The following is an 18,854-nucleotide window of genomic DNA, read 5'->3' as shown; positions in this document are numbered from 1 at the left end:
TCGCTTTTAGACCAAGGATTTTTGCGTCATCAAACCTGGTTGTTGTACACCCATCATGTGGAGAATGGTCGGAGCCAAGTCGCCTAATACACCATCTTGGATTTCTGTAATTTCCGTATCCACTAAAATCAACGGAACAGGGTTTGTAGTATGTGCCGTGTTTGGACTACCATCGGGGTTTACCATGGTGTCACAGTTTCCGTGATCGGCAATGACAATAGTGGAATATCCATGTTCTAAACCGGCGGTAATGACATCCTTGGCACATTCGTCTACAGTTTCACAAGCTTTTATTGCCGCTTCCATGATGCCAGTATGCCCTACCATATCTGGGTTGGCAAAGTTTAAGCAAACAAAATTGGCCTCTTCTTTTTCCAGTTGGGGAATAATTTTATCCCGAATCTCGTAAGCGCTCATTTCTGGTTTTAAATCATACGTAGCAACTTTTGGCGATGGACAAAGTATACGGCTTTCCCCATCAAAAGGTTCTTCCCGTCCACCGTTGAAAAAGAAAGTTACATGCGGATATTTCTCGGTCTCGGCAATACGTATTTGTTTTTTTCCTTGTTTGGCCAAAACTTCTCCAAGGGTATCCTTAATGTTTTCTTTGTCATACACCACTTTGATTCCTTTGAAAGAATCGTCATAATTGGTCATGGTGACATAGTACAAGTCTAGTTTTTGCATGCTTTGTTCAGGAAAATCATTTTGGCTCAGCACTTGGGTAAGTTCTCGTCCGCGATCTGTTCTGAAATTAAAAAAGACGATAACATCATCTTTTTCGACTTTACCCAATGCGTTATTTTTAGCATCTGTTAAAATCAAGGGTTTTATAAACTCATCGGTGATGCCATCATCATAGCTTTTCTGCATGGCTTGCGAAATGTCCTGTGCTTTTTCTCCTTCGCTGTTCACCAAAACATCATATGCCAGTTTTACCCGCTCCCATCTTTTATCCCGGTCCATGGCATAATACCTGCCAATGACGGTTGCTAGTTTTGTGTTCTTATTGGAACAGAAATTTGTGAGGTCTTCCAAAAATATTTTACCACTTTTTGGATCAACATCCCTTCCATCTGTAAATGCGTGGATAAAGGATTTGGTTACACCATTGATTTCACTTGCTTCAATAAGTGCCTTTAAATGATCAACATGACTGTGTACACCACCATTACTTACCAAGCCTAAAAAGTGTACAGCTTTGTTGTTGGATTTAGCATATTCAAATGCCTGTTTTAGAACAGGTTCATCTTTTAGGGTGTTTTCTTTGACCGCTTTATTAATCTTTGCTAAATCTTGGTATACGATTCTTCCAGCACCTAGATTCATGTGTCCCACTTCACTATTTCCCATCTGACCCTCTGGAAGGCCAACATTCATTCCATCTGTCAATAGATTGGCATTGGGGTATTTTGTATAAAGTGAATCAATAAATGGCGTATTTGCTTGATCTACTGCGGAAACTTTGGGGTCTGGGGATTTTCCCCAACCATCCAAAATCATTAGGATTACCTTTTTGTTCATTGTGTATTGGTTTCTATCTCAAAAGTAAAATGATTCGGTTTGATGCCCTAGTTTTTTTACTGTTTTCTGACCAATTGATTTGTTAATTAATTGTGCTCAAAAAAATAGGATCGTTAAAATTTTGTTATGAAAATGATAATCTTGTAACATTTTGAAAAAATTACAGTCTTGTTAGTGTAATTTAATTCATAAATCAAAAAATTATTCATCATGAAAAAAACAATCGTAACAGTAGCCGCAGCATGTTTGTTTGTGGTTGCAGGCGTTAGCGCCAATCCATCAACATCAACTCCAGAACCTATTTCTGTTTCTTCAATTGCTTCTGTAGACCTTAGCTCTTTTTGCAAGGCTATCGTAAAAGGAGATTTAGATACGGTAAAAAAATTAATCGAACTAGGGGAAGATGTAAACCAAAAATCTTTGGGAATGGCACCGATCCATTATGCTGCCCGTTACAACAAACCTGAAATCATGGAAGTATTGATTTCGAACGGCGCAAACCTTAAAAAGCGTTGTGATAAGGGGTACACTGTAAAAAAACATGCAGAATTGTCCAGTGCAACAGAAGTTTTGGAAGTACTTAAATTAGCTATGAAAAAATAAGGGAGTTTATTCTTCAAGCAAAAAGCCCATCTTATTAAGATGGGCTTTTTTGTTCATCTACTTTAATAGTGTTCATGTAAAAGAGTAAACAAATTTTTTTAAAACTCAAATCCTGTAAAGGCTCTATATAAAAATGCATAAATGGCCATAGCTAGTAATAGTGCACAAAATATAGCATATCCTTTGAGTAGGACAACTACAAAGCTCGGTTTGCAGTCATCGAACGCTTCTGCGTACAGACTTTTAAAATGTAATAGTGTTCCCATGTGTTCTTCTCGTTAGCTAACACAAATGGGTCAAGAAAAAGGTATTTTGATTTGGGGTCACCCAAAGGTAATCAAAACTGGCGAATACGAAGTTATTATCGATGAACGTACCAAATCTATCGACCGGAATATTTTTCTATGGCTTCTTTGATTTTCTCAATCCTGTTTTCTGGGTCTGGATGGGTACTTTGAAACTCTGGGGTACGGTTAGGGCCACCGGCGGCTTTTAAAATTTCCATCACCTTTATCATTTCATGTGGGTCATAACCCGCTTGTATCATAAATAACACGCCAAGCTCATCGCTTTCCAGCTCATCTCCCCTTCCATTTTTTAATAAGGTATTTTGGCCTATTCCACTTACCAAACTTCCCATGTCACCACCAACCGATGCACCAGTAGCCAGTGTTTGCCAAAAGCTGCTCTCAGCTATACGTTCGGCAGAATGTCTTCCAATTACATGACCGATTTCATGCCCAAGTACGCCAGCTAGCTGCGCTTCGGTCAATTGAGAAAATAGGGCATAGGTTATAAAACATTGACCTCCCGGCAGGGCAAAGGCGTTTATGGTTCTATCATCGGCTAAAAGATGGAAGTCGTAAGCATAAGGTGTTTCCCGAGCAATACTGTTGTTGACCAACTTATTACCAACGGCATCCACCAAGGATTGCATTCGTTCATCAGGGTATAGTCCACCGTGCTGTTGTGCCATTTGGGGTGCACTCTCCAGCCCTATGGCAATTTCTTGATCAGCGGTCATATTTATATTCTGTACACGACCGGTATATGGGTTTTCTTGTTTGTTATTGCATCGTTTTACAAAAGCAAAGGCAACAATGGCAAGTCCTATGAATATGCGAATTTTCCAGCTTCCTCTTCTCATGGCAGTGTTGTTCTTGGAAATGGAAGATACGAAAAATTAGACCTACAATAAATCTCGGTTAATATCGAGAATATTATCTTGTATATAGGTTTTTAAGAACCCGGTGGTAAAATGTTCTGCTCCGTAAAATTCTTCGGTTTGAAGTAATTTCATAATGTTTACTTTTCTGAACACTTTCAACATGGGTATGGAAATTGGTGCATAACTGTAATGCCAAGGTTCATATTTAAAACCCCTGCGTTTTGGCTCATCGGTATAGACCAGATAAAAACCATACTTTTCCGAGTTTTCGTCCAACCAAAGTTTAAAATCTTCAAAAGGCCCACCTGCTTCAAACTTTTCAGGAACAAGAACGTCTCCGGTATTCTTTGCGTTCCCGTCAATAATATCAATATCTGTTCCCCAATGGTGCCTACTGGTTCCTGGGATAGTGGAATATTCTATTATCTTATCAATGGCTTGCATAGGTTCCATACCATCATCTTCCGTGTAGCGTAAGTACTTTCGTTCCCATATACCTTCCTGCCTATAAAAATCTCGGTAGCTGGATATCATTTTAATATCGAATCCAGCAGTAAAAGCAGCACGCTTCATTTTATTAAAAGCCTCAAACGCCGCTTCTCTCAAATTAATCCCTTGACCAAATAGTGGAATTTTTTCCTTTCCCATCAATTCCAATGTAGAGTACTCCGTATCCTGAAACATGGGCATAATAGTTGGTAGCGTGCATGCCAAGGATGAAATCGATGTCTTTTTTATGAAACTTCTTCTGTTCATGGAATTCATTTAAAGGACAATTTAAGTAGTTTTTTTCTATTGGGATGCCCAGCCATAGTTTTTCTCGTGGAACACTTATTCCGAAATATACATGTAGCCTTGATATTTTTGTTTGGTGTCGGTAATGGTCAAAATATAGAAATAGACCCCCGAAGATAAACCGGCATCCCTTCGAATAACTGTATTTTGGTTTGAAATACCATTAAATTCATTGGAATAATTCAATTTTGAGTACACCAGAATACCATATCGGTTATAGATTTTCAGATAATTGTTTGGAAAATTTTCAAGACCTTCAATCTCCAGAAAATCATTGATGCCATCATTGTTGGGAGTTAAAAAATAATTGTCAAGCTCTAATACACTGAAGGGCTCAAGCAATTCGTTTCCGCCCAGTGTGATAATTTCGTAATCATCAGGAACAAAGGTTTCGGAAGAAATACTCCCAGTTGTTAAGTTTCCGGTAACTCCAGTATTTCCAAGACGCTCCCATCGGTTTTCTGTACTGTTCCATCCCACGACCAGTAAATCTTCGGTAGTATCTGCAAATGAAGGTGCATTACTATTACTGTCCCAAGTCAAGGTAACAATAGAAGGTTGATTGCTCTCCAACTTCCAAAATTCAAAATTACTTACCTGCAAGTCTTCAAATTCTTTATTTTCAGTATTGAACTGTCCTGTAAGAGATGATGGGTTGTTGGGATCTTCAAAAAAATAGGCGCATCTTGCCAAATCGTTAATAGCACTAGAGGTAAGGGTAAGATGTCTTATCCGTTGTCCATCGCCAACAGGAAACGTGATTATCTCCTTGTTGGTTGCTCCTGCATATCCGTTAATATGGGTTTCATTCCCGGTGCCTGTAAAGAAAGCGCCGTCGATAAAATTTAAATATGAATTGGAATCGGTTTTAGGGGTGACAACATCCCCAACAATAAAATTTGCGTTATTGGTAACACCTACCCATGTATCCAATACCAATCCATTTTCGGCTATAATCTCAACATCGTTGAAAATTGGATTTGAAGTTCCGGAAACAGTAAGCTGATTTGGACTATAGAAACCAGTTAGTCCAAGGTTTTTGTCAAAAGTACCATTATCGATAAGGTCAATATGAAAACCTACAGAAGCAGTGTTGTGAAACTGAAGGTTCCCAAAATTTTGAAATGTATCTTGACTTAACACAATGTTAGTCAAAATCAGGGCCAATCCTAATGTATAATATTTTATATGTTGATATTTTTCAATCATCTTTTACCTATAAGCTTGGAATAAAACCACAATGCCATCAGCAAAACTATCCGTGTTCACCGTAAACCCATCTGTATTGAAACTGGTAACGCTTGCAGAAGTTATCCCTAAATTATTTCCATTTTGATTTCCATAACGTAAACCAATACTATGGGAGTTGGATGCATATCTCGAAATATCGTTAATGGAGTTTCCACTACCACCAACATAAATCACCTGTTCTGTAATATTGCCGCCATCATTTCTTGCGAAACCGTTCATAGACCCAAATGAGTTGGCAATACCGGTGTTATTGTTACCTACCGCATTATCAGAGTTTAAATTGAAGCTTTCCACATTGGCATGTGCCGAAAATGTGATACTGCTTGGTTCAAAGGGTAGGCCATTTATAACTTGATTTCCTGCACCCGTTATTTGAAAGGCACCTACATACACGTTGGCCACATTAGGGATTTCTACCCAAACTGCATTACTATAAAAGTGCATGCTTCTTGTGGTGGTATTAAAAACCATGGAACCCTCTATAGGGTTGGCAATGGCATTCATTTCCATAGTTGTCACATTGTGTATGCCAACCAAATCACCTGCAGTTGGTGTTTGTGCTATCGCAGTAATAAATGAAAACAGTAAAATTGCTATACTAATTCTTTTCATTTGGTTGTATTATAAATCTAAAACAGTAAACATAAACTCTGAGTTGAAGCGATTTCTATCAGAGCCCCCATTGTCGTTATCACCTACAATGACCTCAAAACTTGAAGCTGTTTGATTTCGGTATGAAATTCCAGGGTCATCATTGCCTGAACCATCTCGGCTTGGTTGCGCCAATTGAATGATATAGTCAGCATCTCCTACCAATCCTGGAGGGAGATTTACCCTATAATACCCATTTCCACTCAGTTTAGTTACAGTGACTCCGGCAGTACCTTTGACCAGACCACCGCCTGATGATACTTTTCCAAAAGCTCTGATTGGGCTTATATAGAACGCTCCGCCATTGGCGCCGACTGAGATTTGATTGTTGGTCTCTGCCCCTACAGTGTTTGCAGTTTGCGGAGTGGCTTCTTCGTTAGTATATGTAATTACTCCTGTTGAAGTATCTTGAGTTAAGTTGGTGATAGTTTCGTCAATTGACCCTCCTCCGTCACTTAAAGTTATGGTGTTGTCAGTCTTACTCAAGGTTTGTGGTGGTCCTACAGGCCCTTGAGGTCCTGCCGGTCCTTGTGCCCCGTCGGCTCCGTCATTTCCTGGTATCCCTTGTGGTCCTTGTGCTCCGTCGGCCCCGTCATTTCCTGGTATCCCTTGTGGTCCTTGTGCTCCGTCGGCTCCATCGTTCCCTGGTACTCCTTGCGGTCCCGCCGGTCCTTGTGCTCCGTCAGCTCCGTCGTTCCCTGATACTCCTTGCGGTCCTGCTGGTCCCGCCGGTCCTTGTGCCCCATCGGCCCCGTCACTTCCTGGTACTCCTTGCGGTCCCGCCGGTCCTTGTGCCCCGTCCGCTCCGTCATTTCCGGGTATTCCTTGCGGTCCTGCTGGTCCTTGTGCTCCGTCGGCCCCATCGTTGCCCGGTATTCCCTGTGGTCCTATTGGCCCCGCCGGTCCTTGTGCCCCATCTGCCCCGTCATTTCCTGGTACTCCTTGTGGTCCTATTGGCCCCGCTGGTCCTTGTGCCCCATCTGCCCCGTCGTTTCCTGGTATTCCTTGCGGTCCTGCTGGTCCCGCTGGTCCTTGTGCTCCGTCTGCTCCGTCGTTGCCTGGTACTCCTTGTGGTCCTGCCGGTCCTTGTGCTCCGTCGGCTCCATCATTTCCGGGTATTCCTTGCGGTCCTTGTGCTCCGTCGGCCCCATCGTTCCCTGGTACTCCTTGCGGTCCCGCCGGTCCTTGTGCTCCGTCAGCTCCGTCGTTCCCTGGTATTCCTTGTGGTCCCGCCGGTCCTTGTGCCCCGTCCGCTCCGTCATTTCCGGGTATTCCTTGCGGTCCTGCTGGTCCTTGTGCTCCGTCGGCCCCATCGTTGCCCGGTATTCCCTGTGGTCCTATTGGCCCCGCCGGTCCTTGTGCCCCGTCCGCTCCGTCATTTCCTGGTACTCCTTGTGGTCCTATTGGCCCCGCTGGTCCTTGTGCCCCATCTGCCCCGTCGTTTCCTGGAATTCCTTGCGGTCCTGCTGGTCCCGCTGGTCCTTGTGCTCCGTCGGCCCCATCGTTTCCTGGTATTCCTTGTGGTCCCGCTGGCCCTTGTGCCCCATCGGCCCCGTCATTTCCTGGTACTCCTTGTGGTCCTATTGGCCCTGCTGGTCCCGCTGGTCCTTGTGCTCCATCATTTCCGGGTATTCCTTGCGGTCCTGCTGGTCCCGCCGGTCCTTGTGCTCCGTCAGCTCCGTCGTTTCCTGGTATTCCTTGTGGTCCCGCCGGTCCTTGTGCTCCGTCAGCTCCGTCGTTTCCTGGTATTCCTTGTGGTCCCGCCGGTCCTTGTGCCCCATCTGCCCCGTCGTTTCCTGGTATTCCTGCTGGTCCCGCTGGTCCTTGTGCTCCATCTGCCCCGTCATTTCCTGGTACTCCTTGTGGTCCCGCTGGTCCTTGTGCTCCGTCGGCCCCATCGTTCCCTGGAATTCCTTGCGGTCCTGCTGGTCCCGCCGGTCCTTGTGCTCCGTCAGCTCCGTCGTTTCCTGGTATTCCTTGTGGTCCCGCCGGTCCTTGTGCCCCATCGGTCCCGTCATTTCCTGGTACTCCTTGTGGTCCTATTGGCCCTGCTGGTCCTTGTGCCCCATCTGCCCCGTCATTTCCGGGTATTCCTTGCGGTCCTGCTGGTCCCGCTGGTCCTTGTGCTCCATCTGCCCCATCATTTCCTGGTACTCCTTGTGGTCCTGCCGGTCCTTGTGCTCCGTCGGCCCCATCGTTCCCTGGAATTCCTTGCGGTCCTGCTGGTCCCGCCGGTCCTTGTGCTCCGTCGGCCCCATCGTTTCCTGGTATTCCTTGTGGTCCCGCTGGCCCTTGTGCCCCATCGGCCCCGTCATTTCCTGGTACTCCTTGCGGTCCTGCTGGTCCCGCCGGTCCTTGTGCCCCATCGGCCCCGTCACTTCCTGGTACTCCTTGCGGTCCCGCCGGTCCTTGTGCCCCGTCCGCTCCGTCATTTCCGGGTATTCCTTGCGGTCCTGCTGGTCCTTGTGCTCCGTCGGCCCCATCGTTGCCCGGTATTCCCTGTGGTCCTATTGGCCCTGCTGGTCCTTGTGCCCCATCTGCCCCGTCATTTCCTGGTACTCCTTGTGGTCCTGCCGGTCCTTGTGCTCCGTCCGCTCCGTCATTCCCAGATACCCCTTGGGGTCCTGTTAAATCCGAAGAAGTAAAGACCAAGTCACCACCATCAAAAATGGAAAAGGTTCCATTGTTATTATCAACAAAAGTGAAATTTGAAGTGTTTGAACCATCACACAAATTAATCCATTGCATTCCATTATAATAATGAATGCATGAGGTATCCGTATTGTACACCACCGCTCCATTTAACGGATTAATGCTTTGCATTTGGGCCGATGTCAATCTTGTTAGGACTAAAGCTTTGTTAGAGCTTTCCAATTCCAAAATAGATGAGAGATCGATAACATCTGGATTTGATCCGACCTTGACTTGGGAAAACATAAGGACAGGACAGATGATAAGTACGAATAAGATAATTGTCTTTTTCATTCAAGCGCGATTAAGTTCTTGGGGCTATAAAAATAGAATTCGATGAGGTGAGGTGGTAGTAAATGTTGTGTAACAAGCATTTACCGAGGTAAAACTTATAAAATATTACGAACAACGGAATTCTTTGCAGATGAACGAATACCAGTGTTAAAGACTACATTACCGGTCAAGAAATATAAAACCTTGGTATTCCAGCCCTAAATCGTCCAAAGTAACGAGGTAATAATAGATGCCTTCGGCTAGACCAATATCTTTGTTCAATAATAGGCTGCCTGTGTTGGTGAGTCCTGTAAATTCGTCTACGTAATTGAACTTTTCAAATACTTTTTGTCCAAAACGATTGAATATACGAACACTATTGTTAGGAGATTCGGAAAGTCCGTCAAAGACCAGAAAATCATTGGTGCCATCGCCATTGGGACTTAAAAAATAATTGCCCAAGGTTGGGTTGTTCACAGCAAAGGTGTCCGTTGGCAATGGAATGGTACCAAAGGTAATCGCTTCATAATCGCTGGGTACAAAAGTCTCGGAGGTCAAAAATCCTTGATTTTCATCACCACTTTGTGCCGTATTTCCAATAACGACCCATTGGTTGGCCTGTTTGCTCCATCCAACAAGGATTATAGCATCTACAGTGGTATTGGGTATTCCGAACAATGCACTTCTTTGGTTCCAACTTACGGTGACCGTTGCTGGAACATCGCTTTGTAAAATCCAAAATTCTTTGTCGCTAACCGTTCCTATATTCCTTACTTTCTCCTCTACATTAAATGTTTGAGTAATGGAAGTAGGGTTGGAAGGGTTTTCAAAAAAATAAGCGCAGATGGTCAAGGGTGCATTGGTCTCGGAATCTATCATTAAGGGACGCAACTGATTGTTGTCGCCAACCGGAAAAGAGAAAAAGGCTCTATTTTCAATGGCAGCAAATCCTGTTACCTTAGCCGTGTTGTTTTCTCCTGTAAAGAATCCTTGATCCAAAAAATTAAGATGTATGGTCTGGTTTGCCAATGGTGTGAGGACATTGCCTTCTACAAAATTCACATTGTTCTCTACATTGACGGAATTCTGTAACAAAATATCATTGGGTACCATAAACTCAACGTCGGTAAAGGTTGGGGAAATACTGCCTTGCACTTCTATTGGTGTATCTCCATAAAAACCAGCTAAACCCTGGTTTTGGTCAAAAGCGGTATCGTTGATCAGGTTGGTATGAAATCCTAAGTTGCCATTGGGGTGTATTCTTATGTTCCCGCTATTGTACAGCGCATTTTGGGCTTGGATAAAGCCAAAAACTAAAAGGAACGCTATTTGGAGGAGGGATTTCATTTTAAGGTGCAACTACAATATATTGCCAGTTGGCATTTGTTCCTGTAAAAGCAGTAGGTCCTGCTGTAAATTCGTAAATCTGTACTTCAAAAGTACCAGCTACTTGATTGGTAAGCTGAATCATTATTGGATTTCCTGGAGTATTCTCTTCAACCGTTAATTGAATTATGGAAGTTGCTGTTATAGCAGGGTCATTTATAGTATAAGCCCCTGAAGTACCTGCAGCTGCGGATACCTGTCCTTTTAAAACTATTTCATCTACTACGTCGAGGGTGCTATCGTCGACAAGAACCCAGTCTGTTCCATTCCATTGCATAAGTTGTCCAGCTGCTGTACCATTGGCTATTTTTGCTCGGGTTACATTTCCGTTTGCAATTTTATCAGTTGTCACGCCGTCATCAGCGATTTGTACGCCGTTTGTAGCGTCGACCTCAATGGTTGTTCCGTCGACGTTTACCTCCAGGTCCATGGCGACGAGGGCTGCATCGGCCTGCACCCCAGTAATGGAACCATTTGTTGAAACGACGTCCTCTCCCAAGTTTGCCGCGACGGATGAAGCGTCCTGCCACTGTGGGTCCCCGGCTGCATCTGTGCCAAGAATCCTGTTCGCGTCCGCAAGGCCAGCGGTACCAATCTTATCGGTAGTCACGCCGTTATCAGCGATTTGTACGCCGTTTGTGGCGTCGACCTCTATGGTTGTTCCGTCGACGTTGACCTCAAGGTCCATTGCCACGAGTGCTGCATCGGCCTGTACTCCGGTAATCGACCCGTCGGTTGAAACGACATCCTCTCCCAAGTTGGCAGCAACTGACGAAGCGTCCTGCCACTGTGGGTCCCCGGCAGCATCTGTGCCAAGAATCCTGTTGGCGTCGGCAAGCCCCGCTGTGCCTATCTTGTCCGTATTGACCCCATCATCAGCGATTTGTACGCCGTTTATAGCGTCGACCTCAATGGTTGTTCCGTCGACGTTTACCTCCAGGTCCATGGCGACGAGGGCTGCATCGGCCTGCACCCCAGTAATGGAACCATTTGTTGAAACGACGTCCTCTCCCAAGTTTGCCGAGACGGATGAAGCGTCCTGCCACTGTGGGTCCCCGGCTGCATCTGTGCCAAGAATCCTGTTCGCGTCCGCAAGGCCAGCGGTACCAATCTTATCGGTAGTCACGCCGTTATCAGCGATTTGTACGCCGTTTGTGGCGTCGACCTCTATGGTTGTTCCGTCGACGTTGACCTCAAGGTCCATTACCACGAGTGCTGCATCGGCCTGTACTCCGGTAATGGAACCATTTGTTGAAACGACGTCCTCTCCCAAGTTGGCAGCAACTGACGAAGCGTCCTGCCACTGTGGGTCCCCGGCTGCATCTGTGCCAAGAATCCTGTTCGCGTCCGCAAGGCCAGCGGTACCAATCTTATCGGTAGTCACGCCGTTATCAGCGATTTGTACGCCGTTTGTGGCGTCGACCTCTATGGTTGTTCCGTCGACGTTGACCTCAAGGTCCATTGCCACGAGTGCTGCATCGGCCTGTACTCCGGTAATCGACCCGTCGGTTGAAACGACATCCTCTCCCAAGTTGGCAGCAACTGACGAAGCGTCCTGCCACTGTGGGTCCCCGGCAGCATCTGTGCCAAGAATCCTGTTGGCGTCGGCAAGCCCCGCTGTGCCTATCTTGTCCGTATTGACCCCATCATCAGCGATTTGTACGCCGTTTGTAGCGTCGACCTCAATGGTTGTTCCGTCGACGTTTACCTCCAGGTCCATGGCGACGAGGGCTGCATCGGCCTGCACCCCAGTAATGGAACCATTTGTTGAAACGACGTCCTCTCCCAAGTTTGCCGCGACGGATGAAGCGTCCTGCCACTGTGGGTCCCCGGCTGCATCTGTGCCAAGAATCCTGTTGGCATCGGCAAGCCCTGCTGTCCCGATTTTATTGATAGTAATTGCATTGTCCACAATTTCGGCTGTATTCACTGCATTGTTTGCCAGTTTAGCGTTGGTAACCCCATCATCCCGTATCTGGACTTGTGCACTAGGATTTACTTCTAAAGTGACACCATCGACTAAGGATGTTACGACTGTTAATCCATCAACCCATTGCGGATTTCCTGCTCCATCCGTCAAGAGAAAGCTATCTGGAGTTGCCGTTGCTATTTTATCCTCGGTAATGGCATCATTAGCAATGTCATTCGTACCTACTTCGCCGTCTAAAATGTTATTGGAAGTTACCGCATTATTTGCAAGCTCTGTGTTTGTGATACCATTTGGGCTAACACCCAGAAGAAATGGACTTGTGTCATCACCTATTCCTGATAACTGCAGCGTACCGTCAGCAGGTCCCGTGACCTCATTTCCGATTACACCATCAGCCTCAATTATATTCAATGATGATTCATTGATTATTTCCCAATCAGTACCATTCCATCGCAGCAGTTCTCCAGCTAGGTTTCCATCTAATAATTTTTCAAGGGTGATTGATTTATTTGCCAAATTACCAGTACCGATAGTTTCAACTCCAATATCACCTCCCAAAATACTTGTATCGACAATATTATCCCCCGTAATCTGATTTACCTCAAAATTATAATTGTCATTAACTTGGGTTACCACAACCGTATTGTCCAAGGAAGCCGTGTTAAAGATTGCTTCGGTAGTTGTTGTAAAAGAGTTGTCCAACGCTTCACAAATATTCACCCATTGTGTACCATCATAATAATGGATACAGTCCTCGTCAGTATTATAGACCAAAGCGCCACGCAAGGGCGTAATGTTGTTCATCTGCGTGTCGGTCAACCGCGTAATTACCAGTGCCCTAGAGGTGCTTTCCAATTCCAAGACCGAAGCAGGGTCCAAGGTCTGTGGGTTTTCACCTATTTTAATCTGTCCTTGAAGATTGACCGCCATAAAGAGGCAAAACAGTAAAGGGGCAATGTAAGTTTTCACAGTGTTTGACATTTGGAGGATTTTCAAAACGTAAAAACCAAAACTAACCCTATTGCTCCAGTAATCTAATTATTACCGTCAAAATGCCTTAGTTTTATGGTGAACGGACGTCCTTGTTCTTCGGTCGATTTATGAGAATTAACAAAAGTTTAGAACAAGTTTATTTTTTTTATGCCGTTCAAAGGTTTTCTTTAACTCTGGCTAAAAAAGCGCTCACATGAAAAATACGTTTCTGGTTGTACTTTTTTTAACTTTTACAGGCATTATTGTTGCGCAAGACGATAGACAGGTCTTACGCGGAAAGGTACTGTACAAGGGTGGTAATGTTCCCAATGAGAATGTTATCAATGCAACTTCAGAAACCGCTACTATCACCAATGATGATGGAGAGTTCGTTATTCTGGTCAAAGCGGGTGACCAGCTTGTTTTTACTGCGGTAAACTTTCAACTGGAAGTTATCACCGTAACTCCCGAAATTCTAAAAAATAACAGATTGGTCGTAGAGGTATCGGAAAAAGTGACTAAACTGGACGAAGTCGTTGTTTCTCCCGAAAACCAAAAACGGTTTCTTGAAGTGAAGAACGAAAGTTTTAAGCGATTTGATTATGAAATCGATAGGGGAACTGAAGTTGAAAACATAGCGGAATCCCAGACCACCAGGGGTATGCGGGACGGACTTAATTTTGTAAACCTTTTTAAGGCCATGTTTATGGCCAAAAAAGACGATGGTGCCGATAGGGAACCTCTAAAGGTGAGCGAGGTATTACGGCAGGTATATGACGATGAGTTTTTTGTGGTCGATTTAAAACTGCCCCAGGATAAAATAGATGCGTTTTTAATCTATTGCGACGATAAAGTCCCTTCCCAGACGTTGTTGCGAAAAGAAAATGAATTCCAGTTAATCGATTTTCTGGTTACCCATAGCAAAACTTTTTTAGCGGAGTTGAATGAGGAGTAGGCTCTTTTTCTTGTTGTTGGTTGCAACTATATTTTCGACCAATGCCCAACAAACCAGTGTAAAACAATTAAAAGGAAAAGTATTTAGTAAAGGTAAGGACGTTGTTGGGGTAGTGGTCCAGAACATAACTACCAAGAATGCGGTAATAACCGATATGGATGGAAACTTTTCCATTGCAGTACAGCGTAACGATACTTTAGTTTTTTCTGCTGTGCAGTTTAGGAGAAAGGTACTGCCTGTTACCGAGGACATTTTAAATACAAATTTTGTGACCGTTCCTTTGGAAGAATTTGTGAACGAACTGAAAGAGGTCGTTGTAAGGCCTTTTGATCTATCGGGAGATTTAGGGAAGGATATCGGTGGATTACAACTTGAAAAAGATGTAAGTGCTGAAGCTTTGGGACTGCCCAATGCCCATAGCAAAATACCGACCCAAAGCGAACGTAAACTGCAACAGGCAACTTTTGGAAAGTTCAATGTCGCCATGATACTCAGTCCTCCCTTGGACCCTATAATCAATGCCATTACCGGGCGTACCAAAATGCTCAAGAACAGGGTGAAAGTAGACGAGACCTATGCACGGACCCAACGGGTTCAAGATTTTTATATAGATTCTCTTTTTATAAGTACCTTAAAAATCCCTGCTGGGCGTATAGATGATTTTATGTATTTCTGTGAGGTGGACGACGAATTTCAAAAAGCTGTTGATTCCAAAGACCGTTTGCGAATATTGGACTATCTGGTTCTAAAAAGCAGGGCGTATCGGGAAAACAACGACTTAGATTGATTTTAGTGAAACCTTCAAACTTCGATACGTGTATTTTTCTTTTTCTTCTTTTTTGTGGTAGTTGCTGTTTGGCGCAGCAAACAAAAATTTTGAAGGGCAAGATTGTTGCCAAAGGAAATGACATTACTGGGGTCACGGTTCAAAACATCACATTTCAACGTGCCATTGTAACGGATACTGAAGGAAATTTTTCCATAGCGGTACGGCTCAATGATACTTTAGTGTTTTCCGCTGTACAGTTTAAGAGAAAAATAGTACCAGTTACCAACGAGCTTTTACGTACGGATTTTGTCTTGGTGCCTTTGGAAGAATTCGTAAATAAACTAAAGGAAGTTATAGTACAGCCTTATCATCTTTCTGGAAGGTTGGATACAGATATTGACGGGTTACAATTGCAAAAAGATGTTAGCGCCGAGGCTATTGGGCTCCCTAATGCCGAAGTCAAGATTATTTCGCAAAGTGAAAACAAATTACATGATGCCGACCATGGTCCTTATGCGCGACTGATGTCAAAAGATTTATTGCCTACCCTGTCCATTAATCTCAATAAGATTCTAAATAGAATCAACGGAAAAACCAAAATGTTGAAGAAACGTATTGCTTTGGATAAAGCTTATACATCGGTACAACAGATTGAAGATATCTTTATAGATTCTTTACTTGTTGGTCATTTAAAAATTCCTGAAAAGCGTTTTTATGACTTTATCTATTTTTGCGAAATGGATGAGCGCTTTGATGATTTGACCCATCAAAATGACGAACTAAAGTTTTGGCAGTTTTTAATGGATAGAAGTAAGGCATACCGCCATAACAATGGGTTGGATTAAGTTTGTTAAAGTTGGTTCAAAAGAATGAAGATGATGCCTACAAAACATAAATTATAGTTGTTATGCTCTGGGCAATTTTGTGTATTGGCATAGAGTTTGTCCAATTTTAAATTGAACTTGTTCAAAAATCTAAATCAGTTCAGAAAATGGAAATAAAATGAGAAAAAGTTTTTTGCTTGCACTGGTGTTGCTTCCATTATTAAGTTTCACACTCCATAAATTTTACGTAAGCGTCACCAATATCAACTATTCCGAAAAGAATGCCTCCTTTCAGATTACAAGTCGAATCTTCATAGATGATTTGGAGGCTGTTTTGGAAGAACGGTATGACATAAACCCAGAACTTGCTACGCAAAACGAGGCAAAGGTCGCTGACGAATATATAGAAAAATATTTCAGGGCAAAATTTGCCGTTGCATTAAATGGTGAAATCAGGGCCTATTCTTTTTTGGGCAAAAAGTATGACAACGATGTCGTCATTTGTTATTTGGAACTTACAGATGTTGATTTTTCTACCTTAAAATCGATTTCGGTACAAAATGAGATTTTAACCGATATGTTCGAGGAACAAAAAAACATAGTCCACTTTAAATGGAAAGATCAAAAGAAAAGTTTTGTATTGATCAGGGAGAATAATAAAGGAATGTTAAACTTCTAAGCTATTCTTAAATATTGGTTAAAAAAAGTTATTTTCCGACGTTTTAAAAATCAAAAAGAAAATGAACAAGATTGCGTATTGTTTTGCTTCCCTTTTATTTCTGCTTGGAGCTACTACGGCTATGGCCCAAGAAGAAGGAAATGAAAAAGATGATAGGAAGCCCGGCCATTATAATCAGAGTAGGTTTAAACAGTTGTACGAGGAGTTTTCCACGCCTAACACCTATCGCTCCGCTTCGGGTGCGCCAGGACCGGATTACTACCAGCAACAGGCAGATTATGTCATGGACATTGAACTGGATGATAAAAATGCCAAAATTTATGGTGAAGAGACCATTACCTATTATAATAATTCACCAGATGATTTGGAGTTTCTTTGGGTACAATTGGACCAGAATGTACGTGCCAAGGATTCAAAATCCCCTTTACGAAATGGCGATGGCGTAAACTTCGCCTACACCACAGGTAATTTTGCGAAGACTTTTGTAACCGAACCTTTTGATGGTGGGTTTAACATTGATTTTGTAAAAGATTCCAATGGAAAACCACTTTCCTATACCATCAATCAGACCATGATGCGTTTAAATATAGCCCAACCTCTTAAGAGTGGAGAGAAAATGTCATTTTCCATTAAATGGTGGTATAATATTCCAGACCATACCGTAGATAGGGCTCGTTCTGGTTATGAATACTTTGCAAAAGATGGCAACCGTGCTTATGTGATCGCCCAGTTTTTTCCACGGATGGCCGTATACAGTGATGTTGAAGGATGGCAAAACCATCAATTCTGGGGGAGCGGGGAATTTGCACTGCCCTTTGGTAATTATGATGTAAGCATTACTGTGCCTGCCGATCATATTTTAGATGCAACAGGCGTATTGCAGAACAGGGATGAAGTTTTTTCCAAGGAGATGATGAAGCGTTACAAGCAAGCTTCAAAATCATATGACAAGCCTGTTCTTATTGTAACGCAAGCTGAGGCAGAAGCTGCGGAAAAAGGTTTTTCAGAAAAAAAGAAGACTTGGAAGTTTAAGGCTACTAATGTCCGTGACTACGGTTTTGCAACATCTAGAAAATTTATATGGGACATGCAGGCTGTCAAAATTGGCGGTAAAGATGTTATGGCCGTTTCAATGTATCCAAAGGAAGGTAACCCACTTTGGGAAGAACAATCTACAAAAGCAGTTGTTCAAACATTGGAGACATACTCCAAATTTACTTTTGACTATCCTTACCATAAAGCAATATCGGTTCATGCGAAAAACCAAGGGATGGAATATCCAATGATTTGCTGGAACTATGGACGTCCAAATGAAGATGGTACCTATTCGGACAGAACTAAGTATGGAATGATCAGTGTGATTATCCATGAAGTAGGTCACAACTTCTTCCCAATGATCGTAAACTCAGATGAGCGTCAGTGGGGATGGATGGATGAAGGCTTGGATACCTTTATGCAATACCTCACCGAGCAGGAATTTGGTGAAAAATATCCAGATGTAATAGCACCGAACAGTGCTTATCCTTCTCGAAGGGGAGCGCCCGCAAAGATTGTTCCCTACATGAGCGGAGACCAAGACTATATGTCACCAATAATGTCGAACCCAGAGAACGTATACAGCTTAGGTCCTAATGCCTACGGTAAACCTGCAACGGGATTGAATATTCTTAGGGAGACTGTTATGGGCAAAGAGTTGTTTGATCATGCGTTCAAAACGTATGCGCAACGCTGGAAATTTAAGCACCCTACCCCTGAAGATTTCTTCCGTACCATGGAAGATGCATCAGCAGTAGACCTTGATTGGTTTTGGAGAGGCTGGTTCTACACTACTGATTATGTGGATATTGGTGTAAAAGGTGTTAAAAAATACTATGTAGCGAACAAGCCCACCAAAGAAATGGAGAAGTATATGGCGGATAGAAATCTGACCGAAGCCGATTTACCACCATTGGTCTATTTGGCGGAGGAGGATAGTGAGGACTTTAGCCCAGAGCTCAAGGGGAAATCTCCATCAGAAACTTCTAAAAGCTTAAAAGAGTTTATGATGGACAATATGACCGAAGCAGAAAGAGCTCAGGTTGAGGAGCCCAAATATTTTTATGAAGTCACTTTTGATAAGCCAGGGGGAATGCCCATGCCACTGATTGTTGAATATACTTATGCAGATGGAACCAAAGAAAACATTACTTATCCCGCTGAAATATGGAGAATGAATGATGTTGAGGTAAGCAGGGTATTTTCATCCCAAAAAGAATTGGTAGGAATCGTTGTAGATCCTAAATTGGAGACCGCAGATATTGATACAGCTAACAATTCTTGGCCGATAAAAGAAGAGAAATCTGACTTTGATAAGTTTAAGCAAAATATCAAAGGAGAATAGAAA

At 43.3% G+C, this 18,854-nt stretch carries 15 protein-coding genes; 6 read left to right on the top strand and 9 right to left on the bottom strand.

Going from position 1 to position 18,854, the window contains the following annotated elements; all coding sequences use genetic code 11:
* Positions 1-6: 6 nt before the first annotated feature.
* The gene (gene gpmI / locus LV716_RS02730) at positions 7-1,524 is read right to left on the bottom strand and encodes a 2,3-bisphosphoglycerate-independent phosphoglycerate mutase (protein ID WP_163416265.1); all 1,518 of its coding nucleotides are present in this window, start codon (positions 1,522-1,524) and stop codon (positions 7-9) included.
* Positions 1,525-1,734: 210 nt separating this feature from the next.
* Here gpmI and LV716_RS02725 point away from each other — a divergent pair, with 210 nt between their 5' ends.
* Complete coding sequence (locus tag LV716_RS02725; protein ID WP_163416264.1) at positions 1,735-2,127, top strand: ankyrin repeat domain-containing protein; 393 nt, start codon at positions 1,735-1,737, stop codon at positions 2,125-2,127.
* A 98-nt stretch (positions 2,128-2,225) separates the two neighbouring features.
* Here the strand turns inward: LV716_RS02725 and LV716_RS02720 are convergent, their stop codons facing one another.
* The 8 genes from LV716_RS02720 to LV716_RS02685 all read right to left on the bottom strand — a co-directional run bounded on the left by LV716_RS02720 (position 2,226) and on the right by LV716_RS02685 (position 13,241).
* Positions 2,226-2,393: a DUF6747 family protein gene (locus LV716_RS02720; RefSeq protein WP_163416263.1), complete on the bottom strand. Its 168-nt coding sequence runs from the start codon at positions 2,391-2,393 to the stop codon at positions 2,226-2,228.
* Positions 2,394-2,509: 116 nt separating this feature from the next.
* On the bottom strand, positions 2,510-3,274 hold the full coding sequence (locus tag LV716_RS02715; RefSeq protein ID WP_163416262.1) for a M48 family metalloprotease: 765 nt from the start codon (positions 3,272-3,274) through the stop codon (positions 2,510-2,512).
* 42 nt (positions 3,275-3,316) lie between these two features.
* Positions 3,317-4,051: a M15 family metallopeptidase gene (locus tag LV716_RS02710; RefSeq protein ID WP_163416261.1), complete on the bottom strand. Its 735-nt coding sequence runs from the start codon at positions 4,049-4,051 to the stop codon at positions 3,317-3,319.
* Positions 4,052-4,126: 75 nt separating this feature from the next.
* On the bottom strand, positions 4,127-5,299 hold the full coding sequence (locus tag LV716_RS02705; RefSeq protein WP_163416260.1) for a gliding motility-associated C-terminal domain-containing protein: 1,173 nt from the start codon (positions 5,297-5,299) through the stop codon (positions 4,127-4,129).
* A gap of 3 nt (positions 5,300-5,302) precedes the next feature.
* The gene (locus LV716_RS02700) at positions 5,303-5,953 is read right to left on the bottom strand and encodes a hypothetical protein (RefSeq protein WP_163416259.1); all 651 of its coding nucleotides are present in this window, start codon (positions 5,951-5,953) and stop codon (positions 5,303-5,305) included.
* Positions 5,954-5,962: 9 nt separating this feature from the next.
* The gene (locus LV716_RS02695) at positions 5,963-8,977 is read right to left on the bottom strand and encodes a hypothetical protein (protein WP_233759214.1); all 3,015 of its coding nucleotides are present in this window, start codon (positions 8,975-8,977) and stop codon (positions 5,963-5,965) included.
* 159 nt (positions 8,978-9,136) lie between these two features.
* Positions 9,137-10,303, bottom strand: coding sequence for a gliding motility-associated C-terminal domain-containing protein (locus LV716_RS02690; protein ID WP_163416257.1), 1,167 nt, complete (start codon positions 10,301-10,303; stop codon positions 9,137-9,139).
* Position 10,304: 1 nt separating this feature from the next.
* A complete protein-coding gene (locus LV716_RS02685) occupies positions 10,305-13,241 on the bottom strand; it encodes a hypothetical protein (protein ID WP_163416256.1) in 2,937 nt (978 codons plus the stop codon).
* Positions 13,242-13,458: 217 nt separating this feature from the next.
* On the opposite strand from LV716_RS02685, the gene LV716_RS02680 reads away from it, so the two are divergent.
* The 5 genes from LV716_RS02680 (at position 13,459) to LV716_RS02660 (ending at position 18,851) form a co-directional block, all read left to right on the top strand.
* Positions 13,459-14,199 carry a carboxypeptidase-like regulatory domain-containing protein gene (locus LV716_RS02680; RefSeq protein WP_163416255.1) on the top strand — a complete coding sequence of 247 codons (741 nt, stop codon included), beginning with the start codon at positions 13,459-13,461 and terminating at the stop codon, positions 14,197-14,199.
* Entirely contained in the window at positions 14,189-14,986 is a 798-nt protein-coding gene (locus LV716_RS02675; protein ID WP_163416254.1) for a carboxypeptidase-like regulatory domain-containing protein, read from the top strand. The genes LV716_RS02680 and LV716_RS02675 overlap by 11 nt, the downstream gene beginning before the upstream one ends.
* An 89-nt stretch (positions 14,987-15,075) precedes the next feature.
* Positions 15,076-15,813, top strand: a complete 738-nt coding sequence (locus LV716_RS02670) for a carboxypeptidase-like regulatory domain-containing protein (protein ID WP_163416253.1) — start codon at positions 15,076-15,078, stop codon at positions 15,811-15,813.
* 157 nt (positions 15,814-15,970) lie between these two features.
* Positions 15,971-16,471, top strand: a complete 501-nt coding sequence (locus tag LV716_RS02665) for a DUF6702 family protein (protein WP_163416252.1) — start codon at positions 15,971-15,973, stop codon at positions 16,469-16,471.
* Positions 16,472-16,532: 61 nt separating this feature from the next.
* A complete protein-coding gene (locus LV716_RS02660) occupies positions 16,533-18,851 on the top strand; it encodes a M1 family metallopeptidase (protein ID WP_163416251.1) in 2,319 nt (772 codons plus the stop codon).
* Positions 18,852-18,854 lie beyond the last annotated feature (3 nt).

Origin of the sequence: Flagellimonas sp. HMM57 (genome assembly GCF_021390175.1) — a bacterium.
Classification (GTDB): domain Bacteria; phylum Bacteroidota; class Bacteroidia; order Flavobacteriales; family Flavobacteriaceae; genus Flagellimonas.
Note: the sequence above shows the minus strand (reverse complement) of the source record. Positions and strands in the feature narration are given on the sequence as shown.

Coding starts and splice junctions, on each gene's coding strand:
- gpmI (WP_163416265.1), bottom strand. CDS start 1,524: ATGAACAAAAAGGTAATCCTAATGATTTTGGATGGTTGGGGAAAATCC.
- LV716_RS02725 (WP_163416264.1), top strand. CDS start 1,735: ATGAAAAAAACAATCGTAACAGTAGCCGCAGCATGTTTGTTTGTGGTT.
- LV716_RS02720 (WP_163416263.1), bottom strand. CDS start 2,393: ATGGGAACACTATTACATTTTAAAAGTCTGTACGCAGAAGCGTTCGAT.
- LV716_RS02715 (WP_163416262.1), bottom strand. CDS start 3,274: ATGAGAAGAGGAAGCTGGAAAATTCGCATATTCATAGGACTTGCCATT.
- LV716_RS02710 (WP_163416261.1), bottom strand. CDS start 4,051: ATGAACAGAAGAAGTTTCATAAAAAAGACATCGATTTCATCCTTGGCA.
- LV716_RS02705 (WP_163416260.1), bottom strand. CDS start 5,299: ATGATTGAAAAATATCAACATATAAAATATTATACATTAGGATTGGCC.
- LV716_RS02700 (WP_163416259.1), bottom strand. CDS start 5,953: ATGAAAAGAATTAGTATAGCAATTTTACTGTTTTCATTTATTACTGCG.
- LV716_RS02695 (WP_233759214.1), bottom strand. CDS start 8,977: ATGAAAAAGACAATTATCTTATTCGTACTTATCATCTGTCCTGTCCTT.
- LV716_RS02690 (WP_163416257.1), bottom strand. CDS start 10,303: ATGAAATCCCTCCTCCAAATAGCGTTCCTTTTAGTTTTTGGCTTTATC.
- LV716_RS02680 (WP_163416255.1), top strand. CDS start 13,459: ATGAAAAATACGTTTCTGGTTGTACTTTTTTTAACTTTTACAGGCATT.
- LV716_RS02675 (WP_163416254.1), top strand. CDS start 14,189: ATGAGGAGTAGGCTCTTTTTCTTGTTGTTGGTTGCAACTATATTTTCG.
- LV716_RS02665 (WP_163416252.1), top strand. CDS start 15,971: ATGAGAAAAAGTTTTTTGCTTGCACTGGTGTTGCTTCCATTATTAAGT.
- LV716_RS02660 (WP_163416251.1), top strand. CDS start 16,533: ATGAACAAGATTGCGTATTGTTTTGCTTCCCTTTTATTTCTGCTTGGA.